Here is a 16,857-nt window from a genome sequence, read left to right as displayed (position 1 = left end):
GTGAGGAGTGAGGGGACAGGAGTGTGTCTCCTCACCCCTCACCCCTCACAAAAAAGCTTTCGCTTCTTCCCTTACCTGTTCCATTCGCTCTTCCAGCTCCAGCAGCTCCGGCTCCAGGGCGTCCAGCGGCTGCTTGTCGAGTAGGGCCTGTTCCAGGCCGGCCAGCAATGACTGCAGCTGGGGCACGCCGCAGTAGACGGCGCCGCCGTGCAGTTTGTGCAACGAGGGATACAGCCCCTCGCCATTCAGCTTGCCGGTGAGGGCCGACTGCAGCATGGGGGTGAACTCGTCGAGGCTCTGCACCAGCAGGCCGAGCATTTCCCGGGCCAGTTCCTCCTTGCCCCCGGCCCGCTGCAGCGCCTGCGGCCAGTCGATCTGGCCGGGGGCCGGGGGACGGCTGGCAAAGCGCTGAATAATGCGTGCCAGCACCGCCTCGTCGATGGGCTTGGCCAGGTAATCGTCCATGCCCTGGCCCAGCAGCCGATCCCGCTCGCCGTCGATGGCATGGGCGGTGACGGCCACTATGGGGGTGGTGGCGTTGGGCCCCCCCTGGGCGCGAATGCCGCGGGTGGCCTGAATACCGTCCATCACCGGCATCTGAATGTCCATAAAGATGATGTCGTAGGGCTGGGAGGTAGCGGTATCGAGCGCCTCCTGGCCATTGCGACAGGTATCTACCCGGTTGACCAGCTCGCCCAGCATGGCGCTGATCAGCTTGAGGTTGGCCGGATTGTCATCCACCGCCAGTACCCTGAGCGGCTGACGGCGGGCGGGTGGGGGCAGGGCAATGGGCACCTGCGGCTGTTCGTCGCGTCCCTGGGGATCGCTCAGCGCTTGGGCCAGTTTCTGATAGTGGGCCGGCTTGCTCAGGCAATAGGCGGCACCGGCGGTCAGCAGGGAGTCGCTCAGGGTGGGATCGGTGGAGCTCAGCAGGATCACCGTCTTGTTGTCAAAGGCCAGCTGGCGTTTGAGCTCCTGCTCCATCTGACTGGGCAGGGCGTCGGGGCCAAAACCGAGCAGGGCGATGTCTACCTGGCTGTGAGGAGAGGGCTCGTAAAGCACCTGTACGCCCCATTCCCGCAGCAGGGCGCTGGTGGCCCGGCGGCTGAAGCTGTCTTCCTCCAAATAGAGCACCGTCTTGTCGGCCAGCTCCGCCAGGGGCAGGGGCTCGGCCAGGGGCAGGGCGGCCTTGTCCAGCTCCAGGGTAAAACTGAACACCGATCCCGAGCCCGGCTCGGAATAAAGTTCGATATCGCCCGCCATTTGATGCACCAGCTTCTGGGTGATCACCAGGCCCAGGCCGGTGCCGCCGTAGCGCCGGGAAATGCTGGAGTCGGCCTGATTAAAGGCCTGGAACAGCTGACGGCGCTGGCTTTCGGAAATACCGATGCCGGTGTCCTGCACATGAACGCACAGCCCGGAGCGCTCCGGCTGGCCGGCGGGGCGGGCATCCACCCGCACATCCACGTTGCCCTGCTCGGTAAACTTGATGGCATTGCCCACCAGGTTGTTGAGCACCTGCTGCAGTCGCAGCGGATCCCCCACCAGGCTGTCATGCACGGCGGCGTCCACCCGCAGCGACAGCTCCAGGCCCTTGTCGTGGGCACTGGGGGCGAGCAGGGTCATCACCTCCTGCAGGGTATCGCGCAGGGAGAAGGGGATCTGCTCCATCTTCAGTTTGCCTGCCTCCAGCTTGGAGAAGTCGAGAATGTCGTTGATGATGCCGAGCAGGTTGCGCGCCGACTTTTCAATGGTTTTAAGGTAGTCGAGCTGGCTGCTGGTGAGTTTGGTTTTCTGCAGCTGGCGGGCAAAGCCGATAACGCCGTTGAGCGGCGTGCGCAGCTCATGGGACATGTTGGCCAAAAACTCGGTTTTGACCCGAGCCGCCTCCTGGGCACGTTTCTTGGCCATGTCCAGCTCGATGTTCTGAATCTCGATCTGCTCCAGGGTTTCCCGCAGATCCGAGGTGGCCTGGTCGATGTTCTGCTGCATCTCGTCGTGGTATTCCGACAGCGACTTGGCCATGGCGTTGATGCCGTTCTTGAGCATTTCCAGCTCGCCGGTGAACTCGCCGCTGACGCGAGTATCGAGCCGGCCTTCCCGAATCTTGTAGACGGCGCTCACCATGTCGGTGATGGGCTGGGACACCCCCTTGATCAGGCGTACCCCGAACAGGGCGCTGAGGCAGACGCCGAGCAACACGATAAGGCCGGCAAAGAAGGTATCGCGATAGTGCAGCAGCATGGCCGAGTCGTCGGTAAGCTGCATGGCGACATAGCCGATGGGGCGGGCCGAGGATTCTTCCCACGGGGCATCGGCCTGGGGCGCATCGGTGATCACCGGGGTGCGTAGCACGATGCCGTCGTCCCCGGTCTCGACCCGAGTGAGCAGGGGAATGGGGCTGTCCTTGGCCAGCCGCAGCCGGTCGAGGTTGCGGTGATAGTTGGAGGTCACCAGCAGCCGGCCTTCGTCGTCAAACAGGGCGATGGCGCTGACCAGGGGGCTGTTGTTACGGTGAATGCTGCTGAGCAGGCGGTTAAGGGCTTCCCGGTTGCGGCTGGAAAGGGCCAGCTCGCTGGCCAGGGCCAGGGGTTCGATGACGTTGACCCCTTCCTGAATCAGGGCGTCTTCCAGCTGCTGGTAGCGATTTACGGAAAAATAGCTCGCCAGCAGAATGCCGATAACCAGGGTCGGAATGATGGTAAAGGCCAGTACCCGGGCTCGCAGGCCGTATTTGGTCATAGTAGGCTTATGTGGGACAATGCGCATTCGGTAAACAGTAGACTTATGATGACATAGCCGGTTCGAGGGCTCCACGTTTTATGGTTCAGTTCTTCAAGGTTAAAAAGCCCGCGACGCCGGCGAAAGTGCCGCTGGATGTGCAGATTCTGGAACTCAATGGTCACGGCATGGGCGTGGCCCGCCACGGCGGCAAGCCATTGTTTGTGGCCGGTGTCCTGGCCGGCGAGCAGGTGCGGGTCAGGCTCACCGCCCAGAACAGCCGCTACGCCACCGCCACCCTGCTCAAGGTCCTCAAGGCCTCACCCGATCGGGTCAAGCCCTTTTGCTCCCATGTTTTCGACTGCGGCGGCTGCAACCTGCAGCATGCGCCCCTTGCCCTGCAGCGGGAACTGAAACAACGGGCGGTGCAGCAGCTGTTTGGCCGCCACGGTATGGCCGATCTGCCCGAGCCGGAGTGGCTGCAGGGCGCCGGTGAAGGCTACCGCCGGGTGGCGCGGCTGGCCATTCGCCGCGACGGCAAGGGCGTGGCCCTGGGCTTTCGTCGCTCCCAGTCTCACGAGTTGGTAGAGGTGTCCCGCTGCGGCGTGCTCAGACCGGCGCTGTCGGCCCTGGTGGAGCCGCTGCGGCAGCTGCTGAACCGGCTGCAGGGCCAGCGTCTGCTCGGGCACCTGGAGCTGTACGATGCCGAAGAAGGAGTGGCCCTGCTGCTGCGCCACAAGGACAGCCTGTCGGCAACGGATCTGGATGCGCTGCTGGCCTTTGCCCAGCAGCAAAACCTGGCGCTGTTTTTGCAAGATGATACCAAGCGACGCCCTTTACATGTTCCATTTTCGCTTTATTATCAGGTAGATAATGTAAGGGTGTCGTTTACGCCTGGGGACTTTATTCAGGTCAACGGTGCCCTTAATGAGGGCATGGTGCACCAGGCCATTGACTGGCTGGCCCCGAATCCTGGCCAGCCGGTGCTGGATCTGTTCTGTGGCGTGGGCAATTTCAGCCTGCCCCTGGCCGCCGCCGGCCATCCTGTGGTGGGCGTGGAAGGGGTCATGGAAATGGTGGAGCAGGCCAGGGGTAATGCCGAAGACAACCGGCTGACAGCGGCCCGCTTCTACCGGGCCGATCTGGCCGCCGACTTTACCGGCGAGCCCTGGGCGGCGGAAGGCTTTGACCGCGTGTTGATCGATCCGGGCCGGGCTGGTGCCGAACGGGTCATGCCCTACCTGGCAAAACTCGCACCACAGCGGCTGTTGTATGTCTCGTGCAATCCGGCCACCCTGGCCCGGGACAGTGAAGTGCTGCTGGCCGCCGGCTATCGCATCACGCGGCTGGGGTTGATCGACATGTTCCCCCACACCGCACACTGTGAGGCGATGGCCTTGTTTGAACTCAGTTAAGGGACATTTATGGTTGCCGTGCGCGATACCCATCTCAAGTCGACCTTTTGCCTGCAGGAGTGGGCCGAGGGGCTGCCGCTGGACGCCAATGAGCGGACGCGGCTGAAAGCGGTTTATGAATACTGCCAGCGACTGGAGCTGTGTGAGCAGGCCTGTACCCGGTTGCAGGCCCAGGGAGTAGAAATGGTCGGCATTCTGCTGACCCTGAGCATGGACACCGACACCCTAAAATCCGCACTGCTCTATCCCTTTCATGAATACGGCGCGCTCGGCGGCGAACGGGTGCGGGAAGACTTTGGCGATGACATTGCGCGGCTGCTGCAGGGGGTGGCCGACATGGAAGCCATTCGCTCCCTGCAGCACCTGCACGGCGACAAGGACAACGAAGCCCAGGTCGACAAGGTACGGCGCATGCTGCTGGCCATGGTGGAAGACGTGCGTGCCGTGGTGATCAAGCTGGCCGAGCGCATCACCTGCCTGCGTGAGGTCAAGGGCGCCGACGAAGAAACCCGCGTGCTGGTAGCCAAGGAAATCGCCAACATCTACGCGCCCCTGGCCAACCGGCTGGGCATCGGCCAGCTCAAATGGGAGCTGGAAGACCTGTCGTTCCGTTATCTGCACCCGGACACCTATAAGCGCATTGCCCGGCTGCTGGACGAAAAACGGCTGGCGCGGGAAGCCTATATCAGCGACTTTGTTGCCAGCCTGCGCCATGCCCTGCATGAGGCCGGGGTCGAGGCCGAGGTCTATGGCCGGCCCAAGCACATCTACAGCATCTGGCGCAAAATGCAGAAGAAGAACCTCGACTTCGACGAGCTGTTCGACGTGCGCGCGGTGCGGGTGGTGACCCACCGGCTGCAGGACTGCTATGCGGCCTTGGGCATAGTGCACACCCAGTGGCGCCACATTCCGCGGGAATTCGACGACTATGTCGCCAATCCCAAACCCAACGGCTATCAGTCCATTCATACCGTGGTGCTGGGGCCGGAAGGCAAAACCGTGGAAATTCAGATCCGCACCGAGCAGATGCACCAGGATGCCGAGCTGGGCGTGGCGGCCCACTGGAAATACAAGGAAGGCGCCGCCGGCGGCAAGCAGGGCGGCTACGAGGAAAAGATCGCCTGGCTCAGAAAACTGCTGGCCTGGCAGGAAGACATGGCCGAAAGCGGCTCCCTGGTGGACGAACTGCGCAGCCAGGTGTTTGAAGACAGGGTCTATGTGTTCACTCCCAGGGGGGACGTGGTCGACATGCCCGCCGGCGCCACCCCCCTCGACTTTGCCTACTATGTGCACAGCCAGGTCGGGCATCGTTGCATCGGTGCCAAGGTCGACGGCCGCATCGTGCCTTTTACCTATCAGCTGCAGACCGGCGATCAGGTTGAAATCATTACCCAGAAGCAACCCAACCCCAGCCGTGACTGGATGAACCCCAGCCAGGGTTTTCTGCGCACCAGCCGGGCCCGCTCCAAGGTGGCGACCTGGTTCAAGAAGCAGGACAGGGACAAGAACATTCATGCCGGTCGCGAGCTGCTCGACAAGGAGCTGGAACGGCTGGGGCTGACCTTCTCCCAGGTCGACAAAAAGGCGCTGGAGCGCTTCAATGTCACCAGCCTGGACGATCTGCTGGCGGGCCTGGGGGGCGGCGACCTGCGCATCAACCAGTTGCTCAACCACCTGCAAAGCCAGCACAACAAGCCCACCAGCGCCGAGCAGGACGAGCAGGTGCTGCGGGAGCTGGAACAAAAGGCGGCGAAAAAGCCCCAGGACAACAAGCCGCGGGGCCACATTGTGGTGCAGGGGGTGGGCAACCTGCTCACCAATACCGCCCGTTGTTGCCAGCCCATTCCCGGGGACGAGATCATCGGCTTTATTACCCAGGGGCGGGGCATTTCGATACACAGGGCCGACTGCGACCAGCTCAAGGAGCTGGCCGCCCAGCACCCGGAGCGCATGGTGGAAGCGGTGTGGGGCGAAGACAACGGCGGCGGTTACCAGCTGACCATGCGAGTGGTGGCCAATGATCGTTCCGGCCTGCTGCGCGACATCACCACCATACTGGCCAATGAAAAAATCAATGTGATGGGAGTCAACAGTCGCTCCAACCGCCGGCAGCAGACCGCCACCATCGACATGGAGCTGGAAGTCTACAATATCGATACCCTGAGCCGCACCCTGGCCCGAATCAGCCAGTTGCCGGATATTCTGGAAGCCCGGCGACTGTAGGGGCCGGCTTCACCCAGCCGGCACCGGCGCACATTTTTAAGGGAAACGCATGGAACAACATCAATATTCGCTGGCCGATCTGCTGACCATAATGGCGGCGCTCAGGGATCCGGAAAGTGGCTGCCCCTGGGATCTGAAGCAAGACTTCGCCAGCATAGTGCCGCACACCCTGGAAGAAGCCTATGAGGTGGCCGACACCATTGCCCGCCAGGCCTGGGAGGAGCTGCCCGGCGAGCTCGGTGACCTGCTGTTTCAGGTGGTGTTTTACGCCCGTCTGGGGGAAGAGCAGGCCCGCTTCAATTTTGCCGATGTGGTGCAGGCGGTCAGCGAGAAGCTGGTCAGCCGCCATCCCCATGTGTTTGGTCAGGCCCGTTTTGACGACGAGGCCGCCATCAAGGCCAACTGGGAAGCCACCAAGGCCGCAGAGCGCAAGGAACGAGATGCCTCGGCCACCAGTGCCCTCGACGACATTCCCCTGGCGCTGCCGGCGCTAACCCGGGCCCACAAAATGCAAAAGCGCTGCGCCGCCGTGGGCTTTGACTGGCGCGAGCTGCCACCGGTGGTAGACAAGATTCGGGAAGAGCTGGACGAGGTGATGGAGGAAGTGAACCGGCCCGAGCACGATGCGGATCGCATCGCCGACGAGCTGGGGGATCTGCTGTTTGCCACCGTCAACCTGGTACGCCACCTCAAGCAGGAGCCTGAAAGTGTGTTGCGCCGTGCCAACGACAAGTTCGAGCGCCGCTTTCGTGGCGTGGAGCAGCTGCTTGCCGCCGATGGCAGGAGCAGCCGAGATTGCTCCCTGGAGGAGTTGGACGGCTACTGGAACCGGGTTAAGCGCGGCGAGGCCTGATTTCGCTCAATCTTTGGCACTGCCGGCCGATAACCGCCAGAGAGAGGAGGTGCCATGAAATATTTGCCCCTGTTGCTGTTGTGTGGCTGCCTGTCGGTCACTGCCGAGGAAGCCGTACCTGCGGCCGCTGCCACCGAGCTGCACGCGCTTCAGGCCGTGCCCCTGTACGAGGAAAGCGAGCTGATCACCCTGATCAACCACAATCGCCATCTGCAGCGGGTGCGGGATCAGGACGACTGCCAGCTGGTACAGGACATTGAGGCCAGGGCCGAGGTGTTACGGCTGCCGTCCTACCAGTTTCTGTGGGGCGACATGCTGGCCTGGGGAGTGTGTGTGCCCTCGGAGCCGCGCCGGGGCATCGACATGATGTGGGCGGCGGCTCGTCAGGGCCTGCCGGCGGCGTTGGAGCAACTGGGCCGTTACTATTATGAAGGCACCCTGGTACAACAAAACCGGGGACGGGCAGCGCCCCTGATGCAGGAAGCCGCCAGCCTGGGCTTTGAAAAGGCCCAGTTCATCTGGGCTGCCTGGCTGCTGGAGGGGGCCGGCAGCCCGCTAGATTATCCTCAGGCCTACCTCTGGCTGAAACAAATCGTGACCGACGATCAGGGCAAATACCGTCGGGCCGAGCAACTGAGTGCGGGGCTCGCCAAACGCATGCCGCCGGCCCGAGTGCGGGAGCTGGAGGCCCAGTTGCTGTACTGAGCCGGGCGTCATGACATTTAATGTCAGCCGGTCCATGAATGTGTATCATGTATATATATTCGCCCCCTGAATTCGGACTCGACCATGAAGCTGACCACCTATACCGATTTTGGCCTGCGGGCCCTGATGTACCTGGCTACCCTGCCAAGGGGAGAACTCACCAGCGTGGCCAGGGTATCGGCGCTCTATGATGTGTCCCGCAACCATATGGTCAAGGTGATCAATCAGCTGGCCCGGGAAGGGTATGTGGAGGCGTTGCGGGGCAAAAACGGCGGCATTCGGCTGGCGCGCGCGCCCAGGGACATCAATGCGGGCAAGGTCATTCGGCTGCTGGAGCACAATCTCAGGGGCATTGACTGTGGCAGTCCGGCCTGCCCGCTGGTGCCGGCCTGCCGGCTGCGCGATGCCCTGGCCGAGGCCATGGAAGCCTTTTTGCAGGTGATGGAAGGCTACACCCTGGCGGATCTGGTCGATAACCGCAAGGAGCTGATGGTGATCTTCAGTACACTGGAAGCGGACCGCCGGCCCGGTGAGCCGGCCGCCTGAGCCGCAGGCTCAGGGCTGGTAGTAACTCGGTTGCACCCGTACCTGCTTGATCACGTTATTTTCCACTTCCAGAATTTCAATCGGATAGCCCGCCACCCTTAGGCCGATATTGGCCTCGGGAATGTCTTCCAGGTATTCCAGTATCAGGCCGTTAAGGGAACGGGGGCCGTCGGTGGGGAGATTCCAGTTCAGCTCCTTGTTCAGATCCCGAATGCTGGCCGAGCCTTCAATCAGGTAGGAGCCATCGTCCTGGGGCTTGATCTCGTCGCTCAGGGTAGGGCTGATGGTGGTGGTGAAGTCACCCACAATCTCTTCCAGAATGTCATCCAGGGTGATTAGGCCCTGAATATCGCCGTATTCGTCGACGATAAGACCGATGCGTTCCTTGTTGCGCTGAAACTTGAGCAGCTGCACGTTCAGGGGGGTGGCCTCGGGAATGAAATACACCTCCCGCGCCGCCCGCATCAGGCTGGGCTTACTCAGCTCTTCCCGGCCCAGCAGGCGCAGGGCGTCCCGGGCGTGAATAAAGCCCAGGGCGTCGTCGATGTTGTCCCGGTACAGCAGCACCTTGGTATGCGGGCTCTGCAACAGGCGGCGGTTGATGCTCTTCCAGTCCTGGGTGATGTCGATGCCGTAGATTTCGTTGCGCGGAACCATGATGTCGTCCACCGTCACCTTTTCCAGGTCCAGGATCGACACCAGCATGTCCTGGTGGCGCCTGGGGATCAGGGCGCCGGCCTCGTTGACGATGGTGCGCAATTCTTCCGAGCTGATGGCGGTGTCTTCCCCGCCCTGAGGATTGATACGGAACAACGCCAGCAGGCCGTTGGAAATGGCGTTGATGGCCCACACCGCCGGATAGAGCAGCACCATCAGCGGCCGCAGAATAATGGAGGCGGGAAAGGCAACCTTTTCCGGATAGAGCGCGGCCAGGGTCTTGGGGGTGACTTCCGAAAAGATCAGCACCGCCAGGGTCAGGCCTATGGTGGCCACGGCCACGCCATAGTCACCAAACAGCCGAATGGCCAGCAGGGTGGCGATGGCCGAGGCCAGAATGTTGACCAGGTTGTTGCCGATAAGGATAAGGCCAATCAGGCGATCCGGGCGCGACAGCAGCCGCTCCACCCGGGTGGCGGCCTTGTGACGGCTTTGTACCAGGTGCCGCAACCGGTAACGGTTGAGCGACATCATGCCGGTTTCGGAGCTGGAGAAAAAGGCGGAAACAAACAGCAATGCAATCAGGATGCCGGTAAGCGCACCCGTCGATATGTCGTCCAAACAGACCGTCCTGTGTAAAAAACCTGATCAATTTCTACGAGTTTGCCGAAAGCCTGTCAAGAACCGAGCAGGACTTCCCGCACGAAGCGACTGCCGAAATAGGCCAGGGTCAGCAGCAGGCTGCCGGCCACACTGGTCCAGATCACCTTGCGGCCACGCCAGCCCAGACGGTGGTGGCCCCACAGCAGCCCCACGTACACACACCAGGCAATAATGGTGAGTACCGCCTTGTGTACCTTACCCGGACCAAACATTTCCTGCAGAAAGAACAGGCCGCTGGAGATGGACAGGGTCAGCAATACCACGCCGGCAAAGATCAGCCGGAACAGGTGGCGTTCCAGGGTCATCAGCGGCGGCATGGCGGGCAGGTTGGTGAGCTTGTGTTTTTTCAGTCGGTGATCGAGAAAGCCGAGCAAAATGGCCAGCAGGCAGGCGATCACCAGCAGCGAGTAGGACATCAACCCCAGGCCGATATGCACCACCACTTCCGGACGGGTTTCCAGATACATGCTGTAATGACCCGGCAGCAGGGTATCGGCCACCAGCAACAGAAAGGCAAAGCCGTAGACCACCGGCATCAGCAGCCAGACGTTGAAGCGGGTCACCAGTAGCGACATCAGGCCGGCAATGATCAGGCTGACCAGTGAGGCCACATTCAGCATGCTCAGGTTCTGGCCCGGCACCAGAATGACGGTATCGACCAGCCAGGTGCCGTGCAACAACAGGGCGAACACCGCGGCCAGCAGGCCATAACGGCGGCCATGATTGTGCGGGTTAAACAGGTTGTGCACACAGGCAAAGGCCGCCAACAGGTAAAATGCCATCGCCAGAACAGCAAGCAATTCCATAATGAATGTCAGCCATTTATCGGAAATATAAAAGGAAAGGGCAGTATACCCTCAAGGACTCGCCCATCGCTAGCGGGGTTCGCTTAAGTTCGGCGCGCAACTTGGTTATACTGGTCGCAATTTTCGCCATTTGCGGACGCAGTTCATGTTTGAGAATCTCACCGAAAGACTGTCGCGCACGCTGAAGAACATCAGTGGTCGCGGACGCCTGACCGAAGACAACATCAAGGAAACCCTGCGCGAAGTGCGCATGGCCCTGCTCGAGGCCGACGTGGCCCTGCCGGTGGTGCGCGAGTTCGTCAACCGGGTCAAGGAGCGGGCGGTGGGCCAGGAGGTCTCCAAGTCCCTGAGCCCGGGCCAGGCCTTTATCAAGATCGTCAACGCCGAGCTGGTGGCGGTGATGGGCGAGGCCAACGAGGCCCTCGATCTGGCGGTGAGTCCGCCGGCGGTGGTGCTGATGGCGGGCCTGCAGGGTGCCGGTAAAACCACCTCGGTGGGCAAGCTGGCCAAATACCTGAAGGAGCGCCACAAGAAAAAGGTGCTGGTGGTCAGTGCCGACGTCTACCGCCCGGCGGCGATCAAGCAGCTCGAGACCCTGGCGGCGGATCTGGAGGTGGAATGCTTCCCCAGTGATGTCAGCCAGAAGCCGGTGGATATTGGCCGCAACGCGGTGGAGCACGCCCGCAAGAAATTCTTTGACGTGGTGCTGGTGGATACCGCCGGCCGCCTGCATGTCGACGAAGACATGATGGCCGAGATCCAGCAGCTGCACGCCGCCGTCGATCCGGTGGAAACCCTGTTCGTGGTCGACGCCATGACCGGTCAGGACGCCGCCAACACCGCCAAGGCCTTCAGCGAGGCGCTGCCGCTTACCGGCGTCATTCTTACCAAGGCCGACGGTGACGCCCGGGGCGGTGCCGCCCTGTCGGTGCGTCATATTACCGGCAAGCCAATCAAGTTCATCGGTATGGGCGAAAAGGTCGATGCCCTCGAGCCTTTCCACCCGGACCGGGTGGCCTCACGCATTCTGGGTATGGGCGACGTGTTGTCGCTGATCGATCAGATGGAACGCTCGGTGGACAAGGACAAGGCCGCCGAGATGGCCCAGAAGCTCAAGAAGGGCAAGGGCTTTGATCTGGAAGACTTCCGTGACCAGCTGGTGCAGATGCGCAGCATGGGCGGTATGATGAGCCTGATGGACAAGCTGCCGGGCATGAATCAGCTGCCCGACAACGTCAAGGATCAGGTCAACGACAAGCTCACCGTGCGCATGGAAGCCATCATCAATTCTATGACGCCCAAGGAGCGTCGCCATCCCGAGTTGATCAAGGGCAGTCGCAAGCGCCGTATCGCCCTGGGCTCCGGCACCGAGGTGCAGGAAGTGAACAAGCTGCTCAAGCAGTTCACCCAGATGCAGAAAATGATGAAGAAAATGTCCGGCAAGGGCGGCATGCGCAAGATGATGAGCCAGATGCAGGGCATGATGGGGCCGGGCGGCATGGGCGGCATGGGCGGCGGCGGCCGTCGCGGCCCGTTCTGAGCCACCACGAATTTGTCGCCGGCCTGGCCGGTGGCAAACACGGGTCGCGCACCCCTTTTGGTTGCATTCTCACCTGATCGGAGTACAATTGCGCGGCTTATTTTAAGCCGGGGTTCGCATTGTTCGCGAACCTTGTTTGTTTCAAGTGAATAGAGGACGGTATGGTAACCATTCGTTTACAACGTGGTGGCGCGAAAAAGCGTCCGTTCTACCAAGTAGTAGTTGCTGACAGCCGCTACGCTCGCGATGGTCGTTTCATCGAGAAAGTAGGCTTCTTCAACCCGATCGCCGCTGGTCAGGCAGAAAAACTGCGTCTGGACCTGGAGCGCATCAACCACTGGGTAGCCCAGGGTGCAAGCCTTTCCGAGCGCGTGGCCAAACTGGTCAAAGACGCTTCCAAAGCCGCTGCCTGAGCCGGCCGGGCGAGGAGTGTAAGGTGAGTGAACCTGTCATAGTAGGCCGCCTGGGCGCCGTTTACGGCATCAAGGGCTGGTTGAAAGTCAACTCCTTTACCGAACAGCCCGATGGCATTTTCGATTATCAGCCCTGGCTGGTAAGAGATGGCAAAGGCTGGCGTGAAATTCAGGTTTCTGGATGGAAGCGCCACAACAAGAGCCTGATTTGCAAACTGGCCGATATCGACCAGCGCGAACAGGCCCAGGCACTGACCGGTGCCGACATCGCAGTCAGCGCCGAGGCTCTGCCCTCGCTGCCGGCGGATGAATTTTACTGGCGCGATCTGGTCGGTTGTCGTGTGAGCAACACTCGGGGTTACGACTTCGGTGTGGTGTCTCAGCTGATGGAAACCGGCTCCAACGACGTGCTGGTGGTCAAAGCCAATGCCAACGATGCATTTGGTCAACGGGAACGGTTGATTCCGTTTCTGGAGCAACAGGTGATCAAGTCCGTGAACATTCAGGACAGGATCATTGAAGTAGAGTGGGATCCGGATTTTTAATCCCGGTAGCCCTGCACGGAGAGAATCATGTGGATAGGGGTCGTCAGCCTCTTCCCGGAGATGTTCCGGGCAGTCAGTGACTACGGGGTCACCGGTAGGGCCGTGAAAGAAGGCCTGCTGACATTTGAAAGCTGGAATCCACGGGATTTCACCCGGGACAAACACCGCACTGTCGACGACAGACCCTACGGGGGCGGACCGGGCATGCTGATGATGGTGCAACCATTGCGCGACGCCATAGCGGCGGCGCGGGCAGCGGCGGGCGAGGGCGCCAAGGTGATTTACCTTTCCCCCCAGGGCCGCAAGCTGGATCAGCAGGGTGTATGCGAACTGGCACAACAGGAAAAATTGATCCTGGTGGCCGGACGTTATGAAGGTGTGGACGAGCGCGTCATTGAAGCCGATATCGACGAAGAATGGTCGGTGGGCGACTACGTGCTCAGTGGCGGCGAATTGCCGGCCATGGTGCTGATTGATGCGGTGGCCCGTCTGGTGCCCGGCGTATTGGGTGACATGGCCAGTGCGGAGCAGGATTCCTTCAGTGAAGGTTTGCTGGATCATCCTCACTACACGCGTCCCGAGCAACTGGAGGGAATGGCCGTTCCCAACGTGTTGCTCAGTGGCAACCACGCAGACATAGCGCGCTGGAGAATGCAGCAGTCATTGGGCCGTACCTGGTCGAGAAGGCCGGAACTGCTTCACAACCTAGCTCTGACTGACGAGCAAGAACAGCTTCTTGCCCAATTTGTCCGCGAACAGCAGGACAAGCAGTAGAGTTTTCAGTTTACCCTAGGTAAGGAAATATCATGAGCAACATCATCAAGCAGCTTGAAGAAGAACAACTGCGCAGCGACATTCCCGACTTTGGTCCGGGTGACACCGTGCGCGTACAGGTACGTGTAGTTGAAGGCGGCAAAGAGCGTCTTCAGGCTTACGAAGGCGTAGTCATCGCCAAGCGTAACCGCGGTCTGCACTCTTCTTTCACCGTACGTAAAATCTCCAGCGGTGAAGGCGTTGAGCGTACCTTCCAGACTCACAGCCCGCTGATCGGCAGCGTGGAAGTGAAGCGTCGTGGCGCCGTGCGTCGCGCCAAGCTTTACTACCTGCGCGACCGCTCCGGCAAGTCTGCTCGTATCAAAGAGCGTCTCGCCACCAAATAAGCCGAACCGGCTGTCGACAAAGGCCCGCATTTGCGGGCCTTTTTGTTTTTTAACCCGTCCTCGTTTCCTGCATTTGATGCTACCTCTGGTTTCCTTTCCGCCAACCTTGCCTTTTGCTTTAGGGCGGAGTGGAGTAAGGTATTTCAATTGTTGCTAATGTAAAAAAGGATTTATTATGCCGATCACCGTATGGGGGCTGGCCATTGCCCAGGCGTTGCTGGCGTCGGGCAATATTCTGCTGGTGTCGGTGTCGGCACTGATCGGTCAGCAGCTGGCCGAACAGGCCTGGCAGATCACCCTGCCGGTGGCCTGCCAGTTCGCCGGCCTGATTGCCGCCACCCTGCCGGCGGCGCATTTGATGCAGCGGCTGGGGCGCAAGGCGGGCTTTGTGCTGGGCAACCTGTTTGGCCTGCTCGGCGCCTGGGTGGCGCTGCAGGGACTGCTGTCGACCAGCCTGGGGCTGTTTGCCGCCGGTACCTTTCTTACCGGGATCGCCATCGGGGTAGGTCAGCAATACCGTTTTGCGGCGCTGGAAGCCTGCGACAGCGGCCAGCATGCCCGGGCCATCAGCCTGGTGATGGCCGGCGGCATACTGGCGGCGGTAATTGGTCCCAACCTGGCGGTATGGTCTCAAGGCTGGCACGACGACAGTGCCTATGCCGGCGCCTTTTATGGCCTGCTCGGCCTCTATGTGGTGGCGCTGCTGCTGATCCTGCTGCTGCCGCTGCCGGCGGCGATCCCGTTGCAACCCGGCGAACGGGTGCGCTCCTATGGTGAATTGTTTCGTCAGCCGCTGCTGCTGGCGGCGGTGGCCTCGGGCATGATTGGCTATGGCATTATGGTGTTGCTGATGACCGCCACGCCCCTGGCGATGGACGGACACCATCATGACTTTCCCGCCACCGCCATGGTCATCCAGTGGCATGTGCTGGGCATGTTTGTGCCGTCCTTTTTTACCGGCCGGCTGATTCGCCGCTTCGGCACCCGCAACGTGATCCTCTGGGGCTGCGGGGCGCTGCTGCTGAGTGTGGCGGTAAACCTGTCCGGCACCGGCTTCTGGCACTACTGGTGGGGACTGCTGTGGCTGGGCGTGGGCTGGAACTTCACCTTTATCGGCGCCACCCACCTGCTGACCTTTAGTTATCGGCCGGCAGAAAAGGCCCGGGTGCAGGGTATCAACGAATTTCTGGTATTCAGCGCCGCCGCCCTTGGCAGCCTGTTTGCCGGCCAGGGGGTAGTGCTGCTGGGCTGGAGTGGCCTGAACCTGTTCGCCGTGCCCTGGATCCTGCTGGTCCTCATGCTGATCTGGCGACTCAATACCCGGGAGCCGGTGGCTGCGTAGGTTGTCAATGAGCGCAGCGAATTGCAACATTTCATCGCTCCCTTTATGTTGCGATTCGCTTTGCTCATCAGCAAGCTACCCCTCACCTATCACGGGCTCAAAGCATAAAATGCCGGGCCAGCAGGGCAGAGGTAAATCCGGTTTTCAGGTAAAAGCCGCGAGGGCGGGTTTGAATGCGGCTGCCATCGGGGCCGATGGCGTCGGTCAGGGCGCGGCCGTTGGCGGCCTTGGGGCGCAGCTGCAGCGCCTGGCCGTGACGGGCGGTGATCTCCTGCACTCGGCCGAGGCTTATCAGCTCCATGATCTCTTCCCAGTCCTGACGCAGCAGCCATTCTTCTTCTTCACTTGGTGTCCACAGCAGCGGCTGGCCTATCAGGCGAGCGCCGGGGGGGGTGTTCCGATCGCCGATTACCGGTACCCACAGCACGCGGGACAACTTGTTGCGCACATTGCTGGTTGCCCAGGTCAGGCCGGCAATATCGAGCAGGGGGGCCACACACACAAAGGTGGTTTCCAGTGGACGGGCGCTGGCGTCCAGCGGAATGGTCTTGAGCTCTACGCCCAGCTCGGGAAAATCCTGCTCGGGCTTGGAACCGGCATGGGCCCCCAGGCTCAGTTCCAGCAACTGACCTATCCAGCCCTTGTCCCGGCGCAGGTTGCCCGGCACCGACAGGCCAAGTTCGGTTGCCAGGGCGGCCAGGGGCTGGCCGGCCAGTTGCCGGGCGCGGTTCAGCAGGGTAGCGACGCTGTCGGGGCGGGAAATGGGGGTGTTCAAAATTTAATCACCTTTTTCGTGGCGGGCCGGCGCCCGAGGGAATGGGGCGGTCGACGATCATATACCCGTTTTACTCAAGTATGAACATGCCGTTGCACAAGCTTATCCACAGAAAAACTGGATAACTGCCCGTCCCTCGTCAAAAACTGCCCTTCCTTGCGTGGGAAAGAAAAAGGCGAGGATTTTTAGTGGAGTCTGCCATGCAAATCTTTCTTCGCTTTGTGGATAACCTTGCGATGATGGATTCTTGAGCTCGAGAACTTATCAACATCAAAACAGGGGCGTTTCGACCTGATCAAAGATCCAGTCCGATCCTGTGTTATGTTTTTAATGTACTGTTTATTAATGTTTTTTTGTTTTTATTTTGATGCTGATCACAGAAGGTATGGTATTGGATGAAAAGTGAGATCGACAGCTATACCGACTTTATCACAGTATTATCCACATGATCTGGGGGAAACGGTGAGGCGTCCGGGCTTTTTTTGTTTATAAC

The 16,857-nt window shown here is 60.8% G+C and carries 15 protein-coding genes; 11 read left to right on the top strand and 4 right to left on the bottom strand.

The genetic code is table 11. From position 1 onward, the window contains the following. Window positions 1-45 precede the first annotated feature (45 nt). A complete protein-coding gene (gene barA, locus B6S08_RS13595; RefSeq protein ID WP_094201358.1) occupies window positions 46-2,742 on the bottom strand; it encodes a two-component sensor histidine kinase BarA in 2,697 nt (898 codons plus the stop codon). A gap of 80 nt (window positions 2,743-2,822) precedes the next feature. Here barA and rlmD point away from each other — a divergent pair, with 80 nt between their 5' ends. The 5 genes from rlmD (at window position 2,823) to B6S08_RS13570 (ending at window position 8,463) form a co-directional block, all read left to right on the top strand. Beyond that, complete coding sequence (rlmD, locus tag B6S08_RS13590; RefSeq protein WP_094201357.1) at window positions 2,823-4,136, top strand: 23S rRNA (uracil(1939)-C(5))-methyltransferase RlmD; 1,314 nt, start codon at window positions 2,823-2,825, stop codon at window positions 4,134-4,136. 9 nt (window positions 4,137-4,145) lie between these two features. Beyond that, on the top strand, window positions 4,146-6,359 hold the full coding sequence (gene relA / locus B6S08_RS13585) for a GTP diphosphokinase (RefSeq protein ID WP_094201356.1): 2,214 nt from the start codon (window positions 4,146-4,148) through the stop codon (window positions 6,357-6,359). Between the two features lie 49 nt (window positions 6,360-6,408). After that, entirely contained in the window at window positions 6,409-7,212 is an 804-nt protein-coding gene (gene mazG / locus B6S08_RS13580) for a nucleoside triphosphate pyrophosphohydrolase (RefSeq protein ID WP_094201355.1), read from the top strand. 54 nt (window positions 7,213-7,266) lie between these two features. Then, the gene (locus tag B6S08_RS13575; RefSeq protein ID WP_094201354.1) at window positions 7,267-7,917 is read left to right on the top strand and encodes a tetratricopeptide repeat protein; all 651 of its coding nucleotides are present in this window, start codon (window positions 7,267-7,269) and stop codon (window positions 7,915-7,917) included. A gap of 84 nt (window positions 7,918-8,001) precedes the next feature. After that, a complete protein-coding gene (locus B6S08_RS13570; RefSeq protein WP_094201353.1) occupies window positions 8,002-8,463 on the top strand; it encodes an Rrf2 family transcriptional regulator in 462 nt (153 codons plus the stop codon). A gap of 9 nt (window positions 8,464-8,472) precedes the next feature. Here the strand turns inward: B6S08_RS13570 and B6S08_RS13565 are convergent, their stop codons facing one another. Continuing rightward, window positions 8,473-9,741: an HlyC/CorC family transporter gene (locus B6S08_RS13565; protein ID WP_094201352.1), complete on the bottom strand. Its 1,269-nt coding sequence runs from the start codon at window positions 9,739-9,741 to the stop codon at window positions 8,473-8,475. Window positions 9,742-9,797: 56 nt separating this feature from the next. Continuing rightward, the gene (locus B6S08_RS13560) at window positions 9,798-10,589 is read right to left on the bottom strand and encodes a cytochrome C assembly family protein (protein WP_206063657.1); all 792 of its coding nucleotides are present in this window, start codon (window positions 10,587-10,589) and stop codon (window positions 9,798-9,800) included. A gap of 145 nt (window positions 10,590-10,734) precedes the next feature. Between B6S08_RS13560 and ffh the strand changes: the two genes are divergently transcribed. The 6 genes from ffh to B6S08_RS13530 all read left to right on the top strand — a co-directional run bounded on the left by ffh (window position 10,735) and on the right by B6S08_RS13530 (window position 15,589). Continuing rightward, window positions 10,735-12,129, top strand: a complete 1,395-nt coding sequence (ffh, locus tag B6S08_RS13555; protein ID WP_094201350.1) for a signal recognition particle protein — start codon at window positions 10,735-10,737, stop codon at window positions 12,127-12,129. Between the two features lie 161 nt (window positions 12,130-12,290). Next, complete coding sequence (gene rpsP, locus B6S08_RS13550; protein ID WP_094201349.1) at window positions 12,291-12,542, top strand: 30S ribosomal protein S16; 252 nt, start codon at window positions 12,291-12,293, stop codon at window positions 12,540-12,542. 23 nt (window positions 12,543-12,565) lie between these two features. Then, window positions 12,566-13,087, top strand: a complete 522-nt coding sequence (gene rimM, locus B6S08_RS13545) for a ribosome maturation factor RimM (protein ID WP_094201348.1) — start codon at window positions 12,566-12,568, stop codon at window positions 13,085-13,087. Between the two features lie 27 nt (window positions 13,088-13,114). Beyond that, window positions 13,115-13,861 (top strand): tRNA (guanosine(37)-N1)-methyltransferase TrmD, encoded by a 747-nt coding sequence (gene trmD, locus B6S08_RS13540; protein ID WP_094201347.1) that lies wholly within the window; start codon window positions 13,115-13,117, stop codon window positions 13,859-13,861. A gap of 32 nt (window positions 13,862-13,893) precedes the next feature. Next, on the top strand, window positions 13,894-14,247 hold the full coding sequence (gene rplS, locus B6S08_RS13535; RefSeq protein ID WP_094201346.1) for a 50S ribosomal protein L19: 354 nt from the start codon (window positions 13,894-13,896) through the stop codon (window positions 14,245-14,247). Window positions 14,248-14,422: 175 nt separating this feature from the next. Then, a complete protein-coding gene (locus tag B6S08_RS13530; protein WP_094201345.1) occupies window positions 14,423-15,589 on the top strand; it encodes an MFS transporter in 1,167 nt (388 codons plus the stop codon). A 97-nt stretch (window positions 15,590-15,686) separates the two neighbouring features. Here B6S08_RS13530 and mutH read toward each other — a convergent pair whose 3' ends face one another. Further along, window positions 15,687-16,364, bottom strand: coding sequence for a DNA mismatch repair endonuclease MutH (gene mutH / locus B6S08_RS13525; protein ID WP_094201344.1), 678 nt, complete (start codon window positions 16,362-16,364; stop codon window positions 15,687-15,689). Window positions 16,365-16,857: the final 493 nt, after the last annotated feature.

Source organism: Oceanimonas doudoroffii (assembly GCF_002242685.1).
Taxonomy (GTDB): Bacteria; Pseudomonadota; Gammaproteobacteria; order Enterobacterales; family Aeromonadaceae; genus Oceanimonas; species Oceanimonas doudoroffii.
The sequence above is the reverse complement of the archived record's forward strand: the minus strand, read 5'-3'. Positions and strand labels throughout refer to the sequence as shown.

Excerpts from the sequence above, each read along its gene's own strand:
- ffh (WP_094201350.1), top strand. The coding sequence starts at position 10,735 with ATGTTTGAGAATCTCACCGAAAGACTGTCGCGCACGCTGAAGAACATC.
- rplS (WP_094201346.1), top strand. The coding sequence starts at position 13,894 with ATGAGCAACATCATCAAGCAGCTTGAAGAAGAACAACTGCGCAGCGAC.
- trmD (WP_094201347.1), top strand. The coding sequence starts at position 13,115 with ATGTGGATAGGGGTCGTCAGCCTCTTCCCGGAGATGTTCCGGGCAGTC.
- B6S08_RS13575 (WP_094201354.1), top strand. The coding sequence starts at position 7,267 with ATGAAATATTTGCCCCTGTTGCTGTTGTGTGGCTGCCTGTCGGTCACT.
- rlmD (WP_094201357.1), top strand. The coding sequence starts at position 2,823 with ATGGTTCAGTTCTTCAAGGTTAAAAAGCCCGCGACGCCGGCGAAAGTG.
- barA (WP_094201358.1), bottom strand. The coding sequence starts at position 2,742 with ATGACCAAATACGGCCTGCGAGCCCGGGTACTGGCCTTTACCATCATT.
- B6S08_RS13570 (WP_094201353.1), top strand. The coding sequence starts at position 8,002 with ATGAAGCTGACCACCTATACCGATTTTGGCCTGCGGGCCCTGATGTAC.
- relA (WP_094201356.1), top strand. The coding sequence starts at position 4,146 with ATGGTTGCCGTGCGCGATACCCATCTCAAGTCGACCTTTTGCCTGCAG.
- B6S08_RS13560 (WP_206063657.1), bottom strand. The coding sequence starts at position 10,589 with ATGGAATTGCTTGCTGTTCTGGCGATGGCATTTTACCTGTTGGCGGCC.
- mazG (WP_094201355.1), top strand. The coding sequence starts at position 6,409 with ATGGAACAACATCAATATTCGCTGGCCGATCTGCTGACCATAATGGCG.
- rpsP (WP_094201349.1), top strand. The coding sequence starts at position 12,291 with ATGGTAACCATTCGTTTACAACGTGGTGGCGCGAAAAAGCGTCCGTTC.
- B6S08_RS13530 (WP_094201345.1), top strand. The coding sequence starts at position 14,423 with ATGCCGATCACCGTATGGGGGCTGGCCATTGCCCAGGCGTTGCTGGCG.